The organism is Kitasatospora sp. NPDC056327 (assembly GCF_042261735.1).
Taxonomy (GTDB): Bacteria; Actinomycetota; Actinomycetes; order Streptomycetales; family Streptomycetaceae; genus Kitasatospora.
Genome location: NZ_JBHJRC010000032.1, coordinates 1 through 12,852, shown reverse-complemented (window position 1 = coordinate 12,852; position 12,852 = coordinate 1). Strand labels below are relative to the sequence as shown.

The 12,852-nt window shown below is 74.8% G+C and carries 10 protein-coding genes, 1 pseudogene and 1 riboswitch; of the genes and pseudogenes, 9 read left to right on the top strand and 2 right to left on the bottom strand.

Going from position 1 to position 12,852, the window contains the following annotated elements:
- Window positions 1-279: 279 nt before the first annotated feature.
- On the top strand, window positions 280-1,707 hold the full coding sequence (locus ACFCX4_RS07680; protein ID WP_376139709.1) for a sensor histidine kinase: 1,428 nt from the start codon (window positions 280-282) through the stop codon (window positions 1,705-1,707).
- A gap of 34 nt (window positions 1,708-1,741) precedes the next feature.
- On the top strand, window positions 1,742-2,467 hold the full coding sequence (locus ACFCX4_RS07675) for a response regulator (protein ID WP_376139708.1): 726 nt from the start codon (window positions 1,742-1,744) through the stop codon (window positions 2,465-2,467).
- A gap of 150 nt (window positions 2,468-2,617) precedes the next feature.
- Here ACFCX4_RS07675 and ACFCX4_RS07670 read toward each other — a convergent pair.
- Window positions 2,618-3,244, bottom strand: a pseudogene (locus ACFCX4_RS07670) (phosphatase PAP2 family protein); the annotation flags it as partial.
- Between the two features lie 1,287 nt (window positions 3,245-4,531).
- Here ACFCX4_RS07670 and ACFCX4_RS07665 point away from each other — a divergent pair.
- Window positions 4,532-5,569, top strand: coding sequence for a MazG family protein (locus tag ACFCX4_RS07665; RefSeq protein WP_376139707.1), 1,038 nt, complete (start codon window positions 4,532-4,534; stop codon window positions 5,567-5,569).
- 58 nt (window positions 5,570-5,627) lie between these two features.
- Here the strand turns inward: ACFCX4_RS07665 and ACFCX4_RS07660 are convergent, their stop codons facing one another.
- Window positions 5,628-6,053 (bottom strand): SDR family NAD(P)-dependent oxidoreductase, encoded by a 426-nt coding sequence (locus ACFCX4_RS07660; RefSeq protein ID WP_376139706.1) that lies wholly within the window; start codon window positions 6,051-6,053, stop codon window positions 5,628-5,630.
- 244 nt (window positions 6,054-6,297) lie between these two features.
- Between ACFCX4_RS07660 and ACFCX4_RS07655 the strand changes: the two genes are divergently transcribed.
- The 6 genes from ACFCX4_RS07655 to ACFCX4_RS07630 all read left to right on the top strand — a co-directional run bounded on the left by ACFCX4_RS07655 (window position 6,298) and on the right by ACFCX4_RS07630 (window position 12,783).
- Window positions 6,298-7,596: a cytochrome P450 gene (locus ACFCX4_RS07655; RefSeq protein WP_376139705.1), complete on the top strand. Its 1,299-nt coding sequence runs from the start codon at window positions 6,298-6,300 to the stop codon at window positions 7,594-7,596.
- A 250-nt stretch (window positions 7,597-7,846) separates the two neighbouring features.
- Window positions 7,847-7,996: riboswitch (cyclic di-AMP (ydaO/yuaA leader) on the top strand.
- A 4-nt stretch (window positions 7,997-8,000) separates the two neighbouring features.
- Complete coding sequence (locus ACFCX4_RS07650; protein WP_376139704.1) at window positions 8,001-8,927, top strand: transglycosylase family protein; 927 nt, start codon at window positions 8,001-8,003, stop codon at window positions 8,925-8,927.
- A 326-nt stretch (window positions 8,928-9,253) separates the two neighbouring features.
- Entirely contained in the window at window positions 9,254-10,540 is a 1,287-nt protein-coding gene (gene eno / locus ACFCX4_RS07645) for a phosphopyruvate hydratase (protein WP_376139703.1), read from the top strand.
- 149 nt (window positions 10,541-10,689) lie between these two features.
- A complete protein-coding gene (locus ACFCX4_RS07640; protein ID WP_376139727.1) occupies window positions 10,690-11,202 on the top strand; it encodes a septum formation initiator family protein in 513 nt (170 codons plus the stop codon).
- On the top strand, window positions 11,174-11,845 hold the full coding sequence (locus ACFCX4_RS07635) for a DUF501 domain-containing protein (RefSeq protein ID WP_376139726.1): 672 nt from the start codon (window positions 11,174-11,176) through the stop codon (window positions 11,843-11,845). The genes ACFCX4_RS07640 and ACFCX4_RS07635 overlap by 29 nt, the downstream gene beginning before the upstream one ends.
- On the top strand, window positions 11,842-12,783 hold the full coding sequence (locus ACFCX4_RS07630; protein ID WP_376139702.1) for an exopolyphosphatase: 942 nt from the start codon (window positions 11,842-11,844) through the stop codon (window positions 12,781-12,783). The genes ACFCX4_RS07635 and ACFCX4_RS07630 overlap by 4 nt, the downstream gene beginning before the upstream one ends.
- Window positions 12,784-12,852: the final 69 nt, after the last annotated feature.

Sequence of the window (12,852 nt, the reverse complement as noted above, 5' to 3'; positions counted from 1 at the left end):
CGCACCAGGTGGGGCCGGAGGCACTGGAAGAACCGGGTACGGGCCGGTCACCTCCCGCACTCGCCCCGTTCCGCCGGTGCTCCGCATCGGCCTGTCCCGGGTGTACGCGGCTCCGCAGTCGGGCCGGAGCAGTCGCAGCGCGCACAGGAGGTCGGCCCCGCCGACTTCCTGTGCGGGTGGTGGCGTCCCCCCTCCGGGGGCAGGGCCGCCACCCCCTCGGGGGAACGGTATGACTTTCGACAGATCCGCGGTGGACCTGAGGTCCGTAGGGTCGGGCGGGTGCGGACGAGAGCGTGGTGGGTGGACCGGGGGCTGCTGGTGCTGGCGGCCGGGGCGTTCGGGCTGAGTGCGGTGTCCCTCTGGTGGGCGCTGCCGGGGGTCGCGGCGGCGTTCGCGGCCGGTGTGCGGACGGAGCGGGTGCGGGAGGCGGCCGTCCTGCTGGTGGTGCTGGTCTCGGCCGGGACACTGGTCGCCGTCCTCGTTCCGGACCGGTCGGTGCAGGTGACGTCCTTCGTCTCCGTCCTGGTCTGCGCCGGGATGGGCCCGTGGATGGTGGGGCGGTTCTGGCGGCAGTCCCAGGAACTGGTGCGGGCCGGCTGGGAGCGCGCGGAGCGGGCCGAGCGCGAGCAGCGGCTGGTGGCCGAGCAGGCGCGCCTGCGGGAGCGGGCCCGGATCGCCCAGGACATGCACGACGCCCTCGGCCACGACCTGAGCCTGATCGCGCTGCGCGCCGGTGCCCTGAAGCTGGCGCCCGACCTGGCCCCACCGCACCGGGACGCGGCCCGGGAGATCCGGGCGGGCGCGGCCGCCGCCGTCGAACGCCTCGGCGAGGTGATCGGCATACTCCGGGACGAGAGCGACACGCACGCGGCCCGGGGCCCCGCCGACGCCGGCCTCCCCCAGTTGGTGGGGGAGGCGGCCGCAGCCGGTCTGGACGTCCGGCTGACCGTCACCGGTGAGCCGGACGGTCTGCCGCGGGCGGCCGAGCACGCGGCGTACCGGGTCGTCCAGGAGGCGCTGACCAACGCGGCCAAGCACGCTCCGGGCGCGCCGGTCACGGTGGTGGTGGCGTACGACCGGGACGGCGCCCGCGTCCGGGTGGTGAACGGCCCGTCCGGGGCCGGTGCCGAGCGGTGCCCCGGTACGGACGGTGCCCCGGCTGTGGGCGGCCGCGGTCTCATCGGCCTGGCCGAGCGCGTCCGGCTGGCCGGGGGCGCCTTCCGGCACGGGCCGTGCTCCGACGGCACGGGCTTCGAGGTGGAGGCCGACCTGCCGCGTTCCGGCGCCCCGGCCGGCCCGGTCCCGCCGCCGCCGGCGGTCTCGCCGGCCCGCGAACTGCGCCGGGCGCGCCGCCGGGTGGGCCGGATGATGGTGGCCGTCGTGCTGGTACCGCTCTCCGTCGCGCTGACACTCACCGCCGTGCTGCGGGGCTGGACGATCCACACGACCGGCCGGGCCGTCCTCGACCCCGCCGACTACGCCTCGCTCCGCGTCGGACAGGAACGGGCCGTCGTGCAGCGATTTCTGCCGGAACGTCAGTTTCCGTACCATCCGTCCGTGGGCGACCCGCCACCCGGTGGAGAAGGAGTGACGTGCGAGTACTACGCCATGACGGCAGACGCGTTCAACAACGACCGCTCCGGGGACGCGTACCGGCTCTGCTTCCGGGACGACGTGCTGATCTCGCTGGACGCCCTGGTCCAGTGAGCGTCCGGAGCCGGTGGCGCGTTCGGAGCGCCGGATGAACGGGCAGCGGGAGGAAGGGGCCCGCGTGCCGATCCGGGTGCTGATCGCCGACGACGAGCCGATGGTGCGCGCGGGCGTGCGGGCCGTCCTCACCACCGCCCCGGACATCGAGATCGTCGCCGAGACGGGTGACGGGCGGGAGGCCGTCGACCTGGTCCGGCGCCACCGTCCGGACGTCGCCGTGCTGGACATCCGGATGCCCGGCGTGGACGGCATCGCCGCCGCGGCCGAGATCCGCCGCAGTGCCGTCACCACTCGGACGGGGGCTTCGACCGGCATCGTCATGCTGACCACCTTCGGTGAGGACGACTACATCCTGCGGGCCCTCGGCGGGGGCGCCAACGGCTTCCTGATCAAGTCCGGTGAGCCGGAGGAACTGATCGCCGGCGTCCGGTCGGTGGCGGACGGTGCCGCCTATCTGTCACCAAGGGTGGCCGCCCGGGTGGTGGCCCACCTCGCCGCCGGCGGGGCCGGCGGTCCGGCCGACCGGCGGGCCGCCGCCCAGCGGCAGGTGGCCGGGCTGACCGCCCGCGAGCGGGACGTGCTGGCGCTCGTCGCCGCCGGGCTGTCCAACGGCCAGATCGCCCGCCGGATCGGGGTGGTGGAAGGGACGGTGAAGGCGCACGTCAGCAGCGTCCTGGCGCGGCTGGGGGTGGCCAACCGGGCCGCCGCGGCCGTCCTCGCGCACGAGGCCGGCCTGACCGGGAGCCCACCGGGCTGAGTCCGTGCTGCCGGTGCCCGGGGCGGGTGCCGGCCCCGGTCCCGACGGTGTCGTCGGCGCGGGTGCCAGCAGCAGCGGGCCGAGCAGCCGCACGCCGCCCAGCGCGGTCACCGCCGCCGTCGCGGCCGGCAGCAGGGCGACGACCACAGCGGCGGTGACCGTCGCGCCCAGCACCGATCCGGCGGTCACGTCGTGCGGGTAGTGGACCCCGGCGGCGACCCGCAGGGCGGCCGTGCCGAGGCCGACCGGTACGGCGAGCCACGCCAGGCGCGGCCGCAGCAGCACCAGACCGGTGGCGAGGGCGACGGCGAGCGTCGCGTGGTTGCTGGGGAACGACCAGTCGCCCGGCGGAGGGCAGTCGGCGAGCGCGGTGGACGGCAGGCCGGGCAGGGCCCGGCAGGGCCGTTCCTCGTCGACCACGAGCTTCAGCGCCTCGCTCGCCCCGTACGCGAGCACCGTGCCGAGGCCGGTGAGCGCGACGCCCGCGACCGCTCCGGCGGCCCGCCGCCCGCGCGCCGTCCACCAGCAGAGCGCGAGCAGCAGGCCCAGGAGCAGCAGGCCCGCCTCGGTGGCGGGCTCCAGCAGGGCGGCCGACCCGTGCGGGGCGTCGGCGACGGCATCGGCCGCGCGGCGGTAGCCGGTGGCCGACCAGCCGGTGACCACGTGGACCGGTCCACCGCCGCCCCCGCGTGCGGGCGCCAGCCACCCGACCGTGCCGGCACCCGCGCCGAGCAGCAGCACCGCGAGGACCGTTCTGTACCTGAACGTGTTCGTCATGCCACGGAAGGTAGGCGTCCGGGGTGGTGCCGCACCCGACCCGAAAGACAGATGCGGCCCTGGACGATCGTCAGGGTTGACCCGCCGCACCGGCGTGTGCAGCCCCGCCCGCCCGCCTGGTCCCGCTCCCTGGGCCGACTCCGGCTGACGCAGGAAGTCGGCGGGTCCGACTTCCTGCGCCGGTAGCAGGGGAGGGGGTGAGTGCCGGCGGGCACGGGGCGCCCGGAGAGCTACCGCCCGGCCCGGCCGCGCGCAACGCGGGCCGGGCGGGCCGGTGCCTGGGCCGGGCCCGGGGCCGCCGACACCGGAATTCGGCGGACCCGGCACGCTCCGCGGCGTGATGCCCCACGCGGCCCGGGGCCGGCCGCCGGGCCCGAAGCCCCGGCGGATTGGTGCCGGCGGAACCGGGGGCCGCCCGTTCGGGGACTCGATGAGCCGACACCCCGCGGGGCCCGGGATCCTGTGCGGTCCCGGGGCCGCACAGTGGGGCCGCACAGCGGGGGCGGACAGTGGGGGCGAGGCACGGCGGCGGTCCGGTGAAGCGGTGCCGGTGGGAACTGGGTTCACCGGCACCGGAAGCCGATGGGCCTGACACCTCATGCGCTGCGGCGTGAGGCGCCGGCCGGACCAGGGCCGGCCGCCGGGGGCCGAAGCCCCGTGATGGGGAGTGGTTGCGGAACCCGGGCCCGCCTGGGCGGGAAGTCGGCGGGTCCGACTTCCTGTGCGGAGTGATGTTTCCGGTGTCCCGGGGGTGGCCGTCGGGGCCGAAGCCCGACGGGAGGTGGTGGCGCCGGTGGCCCGGGGTGTCGTCCAGCCGGAAGCCCGTGGGCCCGATGTTCCGTGCGGCGCGACGTCCGGGGTGACCAAGGAGCGGCAGCCGGGGCTGTGCCCCATGGCGGATCGGGGAGTGCCGACGGAACTCGCGTCGGCCGGCGCCGGAAGTCGATGGGCCCGGCGACTCGTGCGTTGTGTCCTGGGGGGCCCGGTGGAGCGAGGTGGGGAGGTGTCGGCCGGGCCCGGGCGGCCTGCCTCCGTGGGAAGTCGACGGGCTCGACCTCCTGTACGGCGCGATGCCCTTCGTGGCCCGGGTTCGGTTGTCGGGGGCTGGAGCCCGGCGGTGGGTGAGGTGGCGGACAAGCCCTGGGTCCGCGTGTGCGGGAAGTCCGCGGGTCCGACTTCCCGCGCGGCCGGGGCCCTGCGCAGGCCGGAGGCCTGCTGCGCCCGGGGCGGGTGTCCGGGGGTGAAACCCGGCGGCGGGTGGGTGGGGCGGGCGGGTAGGTTCGAAGGGTGACGACGAATCCCCCGGGCACCAAGCTGATCCTCCTCATCACGACCCACCGGGTGGCACCCGGCCTGCTGTCCTGGCCCGCCTGGGAGGCGCTGCGGTCGGCCGGGCGGGTGCTCGCCGCCGACGCCGGTCACCCGCAGGTGCCCGCCGTGCGGCAGGCCGGAGTCGAGGTGGAGATCGTGCCGCCCGGCTCCGCTCCCGCGCTGGCCCGGCTGCTGACGGGGACCACCCCCGGAACCGCCGCCGCGCCCGCTCCGACGGTTTGGCTGGGCAGCCCGGACGGCGATCCGGGGCTGACCGACGCGCTGGCCCGCCTCGCGGTCGAGCACGCGGGCGAGGTCCCGGAGATCGAGGTGCTCCCCGGCTCCTACGACCTGCCGGGCGCCCGCCTGCTGGACCTGGTCTCCGTGATGGACCGCCTCCGCTCGCCGGGCGGCTGCCCGTGGGACGCCGAGCAGACCCACGCCAGCCTGGTGAAGTACCTGGTCGAGGAGGCCTACGAGCTGGTCGAGGCGATCGAGGAGGGGGACCGCGACACGCTCCGCGAGGAGCTGGGCGACGTCCTGCTCCAGGTCTTCTTCCACTCCCGGATCGCCGAGGAGCACCCCACCGACGCCTTCACGATCGACGACGTGGCGGGCGACATCGTCGACAAGCTGATGTACCGGCACCCGCACGTGTTCGGGGACGCCGAGGCGAACGGCGCGGCCGAGGTGGAGGCCAACTGGGAGGCGCTCAAGGCGGCCGAGAAGTCGGACCGCGAGTCGGTGCTGGACGGCGTGCCGGCCGGGCTGCCCTCGCTCGCCCACGCGGCGAAGCTGGTGTCACGGGTGCGGCGGGCCGGGTTCACCGGGGTGCCGGACGAGCCCTACGAGCTGCCCGCCGAGCTCACGGCGGAGTCGGCGGGCCGGCTGCTGCTGGCGCTGGCGCAGCGCGCGCACGACGCCGGGGTGGACGTCGACGCCGCGCTGCGGGCCGCGGCGCGCGGCTACCGGGACGCGGTGCGCGCCGCGGAGGGCCTGAAGCCCGCGCCGTGACGTGGCCCGCGCCGTGACGTGGCCCGGGCCACAGCGGAGCCCGCGCCGGGGCCGGCCGTCAGGCCGCCGCGGCGTCCGGCACCGGACGGCGCCGGACCGGGACGACGACCTCGCCGATCGCCTCGCCGACCAGGGCGACGAGTTCGGCGAGCCGTTCCAGGTCGAGGTGGTCGGGCAGTTCGGCGAGGGAGACGACCCGCTCGCCGTCCGGCCCGGCCACGCAGAACAGGTCGATCGGGCCGAGGTGCTTCTCGGCGGTGTCGACCAGGGCGGCGACGTCGCTGGGGCGGCGGATGTCGCCGCAGACGCCGACGACGGGGCAGCCCCGCCGGTCGAGCTCGGCGGCGAGGTCCTCGGCGATCCCGACCCGCTGGTCGGCGATCAGCATCCCGACGGTCCCCTCCGCGGCGAACCGGCGGGCGAGACCCGCCCCCGAACCGCCGTCGAGGACGGCGATCACGACGACCGACCCGGTGACCCGCATGGTCCAGCTCCTCCCTGTGGGCGGCTCCGCACCGGCGCCCACGGACATCTTGCGGAGGATCGTAGGCAGGTCCTGACCCTCCGCAACAGGAATTACCCCTCAGGTGACCAGGCTCACGCCTGTTGCGCCCGGCGGACATTGCGCACGGCCGCTCCTGCGTGTACATGGCACGCGGCCGGCGGGCCGCCGCCGCCCGCGAGCACGCCGTGCGCCGGCCGGGACACGCTCGGGATACCGTCGACCCATGCCAGCTCAGTCCGACGCCGCCCGTCCGCCCCTGTTCACCTGGGAGTTCGCCGCCGATCCGTACCCGGCGTACGCGTGGCTGCGCGAGCACGAGCCGGTGCACCGGACCACCCTGCCGAGCGGGGTGGAGGCGTGGCTGGTCACTCGGTACGCGGACGCCCGGCAGGCGCTCGCGGACAGCAGGCTCTCCAAGAACCCGGTGCACCACAGCGAGCAGGCGCACCGCACCGGCCGGGTCGGCATCCCGGGCGAGCGCCAGGCCGACCTCATGACGCACCTGCTGAACATCGACCCGCCGGACCACACCCGGTTGCGCCGCCTGGTGTCGAAGGCGTTCACGCCGCGCCGGGTGGCGGCCTTCGAGCCGAGGGTGCAGCAGTTGACCGACCGGCTGATCGACGGGTTCGCGGCCCGCGGTTCCGCCGACCTCATCCACGAGTTCGCCTTCCCGCTCCCCATCTACGCGATCTGCGACCTGCTCGGGGTGCCGGCCGAGGACCAGGACGACTTCCGGGACTGGGCCGGGATGATGATCCGGCACGGCGGCGGTCAGCGCGGCGGCGTGGGGCGCGCGGTGAAGCGGATGCGGGCCTACCTGGCGGAGCTGATCCACCGCAAGCGGGCGGACCCCGGCGACGACCTGATCTCCGGGCTGATCCGGGCCAGCGACCACGGGGAGCACCTCACCGGGAACGAGGCCGCGGCGATGGCCTTCATCCTCCTCTTCGCCGGTTTCGAGACGACGGTCAACCTGATCGGCAACGGCGTGTACGCGCTGCTGCGCAACCCGGGGCAGCGCGCCCTGCTCCAGGAGTCGATCGGGCGCGGCGAGAGCGCGCTGCTGGAGACCGGGATCGAGGAACTCCTGCGCTACGACGGACCGGTGGAGCTCGCCACCTGGCGGTTCGCGACCAGTCCGCTGACCATCGGCGGGGTGGCGATCCCGGTCGGCGACCCGGTGCTGGTGGTGCTCGCGGCGGCGGACCGGGACCCGGCCCGGTTCCCGGACGAGAACACCCTGGACCTGGCCCGGACGGACAACCCGCACCTGGGCTTCGGCCACGGCATCCACTACTGCATCGGCGCCCCGCTGGCCCGGCTGGAGGGGCGGGCCGCGCTGACCACCCTGCTGTCCCGGCTGCCGGACCTGCGGCTCGCCGCGGGCCCGGAGGAGCTCCGCTGGCGCGGCGGTCTGATCATGCGTGGACTTCGTGAACTTCCCGTGGAATTCACGCCGGAGAAACTGCCCGCCGGGGCACTTCCGAACGACGGGAACGGCCGGCCGGACGGCGGATGACGGTGATCGGCGGCAGCAGGGGAAGGCGTGCGACACGCTGACGGATCGTCGCCGACCTGCGGTTTCACGGGTCATGAACCCGCATCAATCCGGACAAACATCCTCGGTTGGTAGGCAATCATTCACATGACGTGATGTTCGTGTGATGTCGGCGATATGAGCTTGTGATTGCTCTGATGATCTGTCTAGTCTCCGGGGAGCCCGCTGCTGCGGGCCCCGTGCGCGGAACGCCGAGTCCTGCCCGTCGCGCTCCGGGAAACCGACCAGAACCCTGGGCAGGGGCGGGGGACCCAGGTTTTGCGCCGTCTCCCACGGCTAGGGGTGAAGCCGCCTCCGCGCGGCCGGGCCACCTCCCGGTCCGAACCCGACAGCTCACCTCGCAGGCGTGCGGAGAGGGACGTCTCATGCTGTTCGTTGGAACTGGCCGTCACCGTCGTCGCACCCAGGCCGAGAAGGCCATCGCCGTCGCCGGTGTCGCCGGCGTCGGACTCGCGATGCCGATCCTGAGCGCCACCGGCGCCTCCGCCGCCCCGGTCTCCACCTGGGACTCGGTCGCCCAGTGCGAGAGCGGCGGCAACTGGAGCATCAACACCGGCAACGGCTTCTACGGCGGTCTGCAGTTCACCTCCAGCACCTGGAAGGCGTACGGCGGCAACGCCTTCGCGCCGCAGGCCAACCAGGCCTCGAAGGCGCAGCAGATCTCGGTCGCCGAGAAGGTGCTCGCCTCGCAGGGTCCGGGTGCCTGGCCGGTCTGCTCCAAGAAGGCCGGACTGACCAAGGGCGGCGCCCCGGCGGCGGTCGACACCTCGACGGACGCCAAGCCGGCCGCTCCGAAGCCGCAGGCCCAGCCGCAGCAGGAGGCCCCGAAGCAGGAGGCCCCGAAGCCGGCCGCGCCGAAGCACGCCGCCCCCAAGGCGCAGACCCCGCAGGCCGCCCAGGAGCGGACCGCCAAGCCGTACGCCCCGAAGCACGCCGCCCCGAAGCCGCAGACCGCACCGGCCCCGCAGGCCCAGCAGCAGGCGCCGTCGTTCGCCGGCAAGTCCGGCTGGGACGCCGACGCCAAGGTCTTCTGGTACCAGAACAACGGTGGCTGGTACTGGACCAGCCACCAGGACGTCTACCAGCAGTACGCCGGCCAGGCCGCCGCCCCGGCCGCCGCGCAGCAGCAGGCCGGCCAGGGCTACACCGTCCGGTCCGGCGACACGCTCGCCGGGATCGCCGCCTCCCAGCACGTCCAGGGCGGCTGGCAGGCGCTGTACGACGGCAACCGCGGCACCGTCGGCACCGACCCGAACCTGATCGTCCCGGGCCAGGTCCTGGCCCTCGCCTGACGCCGCGCCGACCGGCCCGTGACGCGCCCGAGGGGCCGTTCCCGGTCGATCGGCCGCCGCCCCGAAGGGCCGTACCGCGCCCCGGCCGGCCGCGCCCCCGGGGTGCGGCCGGCCGGCGTTCGGTCCCCTTCGTCCCCATCCGGGCCTCCCGGGTCGGGCAACCAGGTGAACTACCGGTGGGTAACCGGGCCACACGCTGAGACGGAACCGAGGTCGACGTGGCCCGGACAGTCCGTGCGGTTAGGCTCTGGTCGTAACGACTCCGCAATCGTCCGGCCGACCGGCATCCACCGTCAGCCGAACCTGCTTCCGCTAGGAGATGCCTCGTGCCGTCCATCGATGTCGTCGTCGCCCGTGAGATTCTCGACTCGCGCGGCAACCCCACGGTCGAGGTCGAGGTCGGCCTCGACGACGGCAGCACCGGCCGTGCCGCCGTTCCGTCGGGTGCCTCCACCGGTGCGTTCGAGGCGCTGGAGCTCCGCGACGGCGACAAGAACCGCTACTTCGGCAAGGGCGTCGAGAAGGCCGTGCTGGCCGTCATCGAGCAGATCGGCCCGGAGCTGGTCGGCTACGACGCCACCGAGCAGCGCCTGATCGACCAGGCCATGCTCGACCTGGACGCCACCCCGGACAAGTCCTCGCTCGGCGCCAACGCCATCCTGGGCGTCTCGCTGGCCGTCGCGCACGCCGCCTCCGAGGCCAGCGACCTGCCGCTGTTCCGCTACCTGGGCGGCCCGAACGCGCACGTCCTGCCGGTCCCGATGATGAACATCCTCAACGGCGGCTCGCACGCGGACTCCAACGTCGACATCCAGGAGTTCATGATCGCCCCGATCGGCGCGGAGTCCTTCTCCGAGGCCGTCCGCTGGGGTGTCGAGGTCTACCACACGCTCAAGGGCGTGCTGAAGGAGCGCGGCCTCTCCACCGGTCTGGGCGACGAGGGCGGCTTCGCCCCGAACCTGGACTCCAACCGCGAGGCCCTGGACCTCATCGTCGAGGCCATCCAGAAGGCCGGCTACGTGCCCGGCAAGGACATCGCGCTGGCTCTGGACGTCGCCGCCTCCGAGTTCTTCGAGGACGACGCCTACCAGTTCGAGGGCAAGGCGCTCACCTCCGCCGAGCTCATCGAGTACTACGCCGGCCTGGTCGCCGCCTACCCGCTGGTCTCCATCGAGGACCCGCTGGACGAGTCGGACTGGGACGGCTGGAAGGCCATGACCGAGAAGCTGGGCGACAAGGTCCAGCTGGTCGGCGACGACCTGTTCGTCACCAACCCGGCCCGCCTGGCCCGCGGCATCGAGACCGGCACCGCCAACGCGCTGCTGGTGAAGGTGAACCAGATCGGCTCGCTGACCGAGACCCTGGACGCCGTCGAGCTGGCCCAGCGCAACGGCTACCGCTGCATGATGTCGCACCGCTCCGGCGAGACCGAGGACGTCACCATCGCCGACCTCGCCGTCGCCACCAACTGCGGCCAGATCAAGACCGGCGCCCCGGCCCGCTCCGAGCGCGTCGCCAAGTACAACCAGCTGCTGCGCATCGAGGAGATCCTCGACGACGCCGCCGAGTACGCCGGCCGCGGCGCCTTCCCGCGGTTCAAGCACGAGGGCTGAGCCCGCCCGGCGGCGCCCGGCCGGTCCCGCCGGCCGCCCGGTAGCGCACGCCTGACCGGTGCCCCGCCGTTCACCCCGTAGGGTGGACGGCGGGGCACCGTCGCGACCAGGAGGGGACACCGGAGATGGCAGGCTGGAGGATCCCGGGCTTGGCGGCCCGGCCCCGGTTCACGAGCCGGGCGACCGTCCTCGTGCTGGTGCTCTGCTCACTGGTGGCGATCCTGGCGTACCCGACGCGGCAGTTCATCTCGCAGCGCTCGGAGATCTCGGCCCAGCGGGCCCGGGCCGAGCACGCCCGGCAGCAGGTCGAGCAGCTGCGCCGGGAGAAGGCCCGCTGGCAGGACCCGGAGTACGTCAGGGCGCAGGCCCGCACCCGGCTGCACTACGCGATGCCGGGGGAGACCCCGTACATCGCGGTGGACCCGGCGGCCCGGGACGCGGCGAAGTCCGCGCTGGGCGCGCCACCGCCCGCGGCCGGTCCGGCCGCCGCTCCGGCCAAGGCCGCCCGGCCCTGGTACGCCAGTGTCTGGGACTCCGTGGACGCCGCTGCCGCCGCCCCGGCGGCACCCGTCGCCCCGCCCCCGGCCGCCCCGGCGCAGCCCGCCCCCTCCTCACCACCCGCCCCCGTCCCCGCTGGAGACAGCTCCCCCCATGACCACTGAGAACCACCCCAACGTCTCCGACGAGGACGTCGCGGCCATCGCCGCACAGCTCGGCCGGGTCCCGCGCGGTCTGCGCGGCGTGGCCCACCGCTGCCCGTGCGGCAACCCGGACGTCGTGGAGACGGCCCCCCGGCTCCCGGACGGCACGCCGTTCCCCACGCTGTACTACCTGACCTGCCCCAAGGCGGCCTCGCTGATCGGCACCCTGGAGGCCGACGGCGTGATGAAGGACCAGACCGCCCGGCTCGCCGAGGAGCCGGAGCTGGCCGAGGCGTACCGGAAGGCGCACGAGGACTACATCGCCCGCCGGGACGCCATCGAGGTGCTGGAGGGCTTCCCGAGTGCCGGTGGCATGCCGGACCGGGTCAAGTGCCTGCACGTGCTGGTCGGCCACTCGCTTGCGGCCGGCGAGGGCGTCAACCCGCTCGGCGACGAGGCGATCGGCATGCTGGAGGACTGGTGGGCCAAGGGCCCCTGCGTCTCCGCCGCCGAGGTCGCGGCCGCCGGTGACCGGGTGGCCCGCAACCGGGCCAAGGAGCAGGACCACGGGGCCGTGATCGCGGCCAAGGAGCAGAAGACCGCCGAGCGCGCCGCCAAGCGGGCCGCGCGCGGGGCGGACGAGGCGGGGGAGGCCGGCGCATGACCACGACCCGGGTGGCCGCGATCGACTGCGGGACCAACTCGATCCGGCTGCTGGTCGCGGACCTCGACCCGGAGACCGGGGCGATCACCGACCTCGACCGGCGGATGACCATCAACCGGCTGGGCCAGGGCGTGGACCGCACCGGCCGGCTGCACCCGGACGCGCTGGAGCGCACCTTCGCCGCGTGCCGGGAGTACGCCGGGGTGATCTCCGGCTTCGGGGTGGGCCCCGAGCGGATCCGCTTCGTCGCGACCAGTGCCTCCCGGGACGCCGAGAACAGCGCCGAGTACGTCGACGGCGTCCGCGCGGCCCTGGGGGTCGAGCCCGAGGTGGTCAGCGGCGAGGAGGAGGCGCACCTGTCCTTCGTCGGTGCCACCAAGGAGCTCACCGGCGGTCAGTTCGCCGCCCCGTACCTGGTCTTCGACCTGGGCGGCGGTTCGACCGAGTTCGTGCTCGGCGCGGACGGCGTCGAGGCGGCGCGCTCGGTGGACATCGGCTGCGTCCGGCTGACCGAGCGGCACTTCGCCGGAGCCGAGCTGCCCTCGGACGAGCAGATCGCCGAGGCGCGGGCGCACGTGCGGGCGGAGCTGGACCGGGCCGGGGAGACCGTCCCGCTGACCGGTGCGGCCACCCTGGTCGGCCTGGCCGGGACGGTCACCACCGTCTCGGCGATCGCCCAGGACCTGCCCCGGTACGACTCGGAGGCGATCCACCACTCGCGGATCTCCCGGGAGCGGGTCGCGGAGATCGCCGACCGGCTGCTGCACGCCACCCACGCGGAGCGGGCGGCCATCCCGTCGATGCACCCGGGCCGGGTGGACGTGATCGCGGCGGGTGCGCTGGAGCTGCTGGAGATCATGGAGCGGACGGGCGCCGCGGAGGTGGTCGTCAGCGAGCACGACATCCTCGACGGCATCGCCTGGAGTATCGCCCGCTGACCTGGTGCGGGGCTTACCGCCCCGGCCCCGGCGGACCTTCCGTCCCGGCCCCGGCGCCCCCTCCGGGGC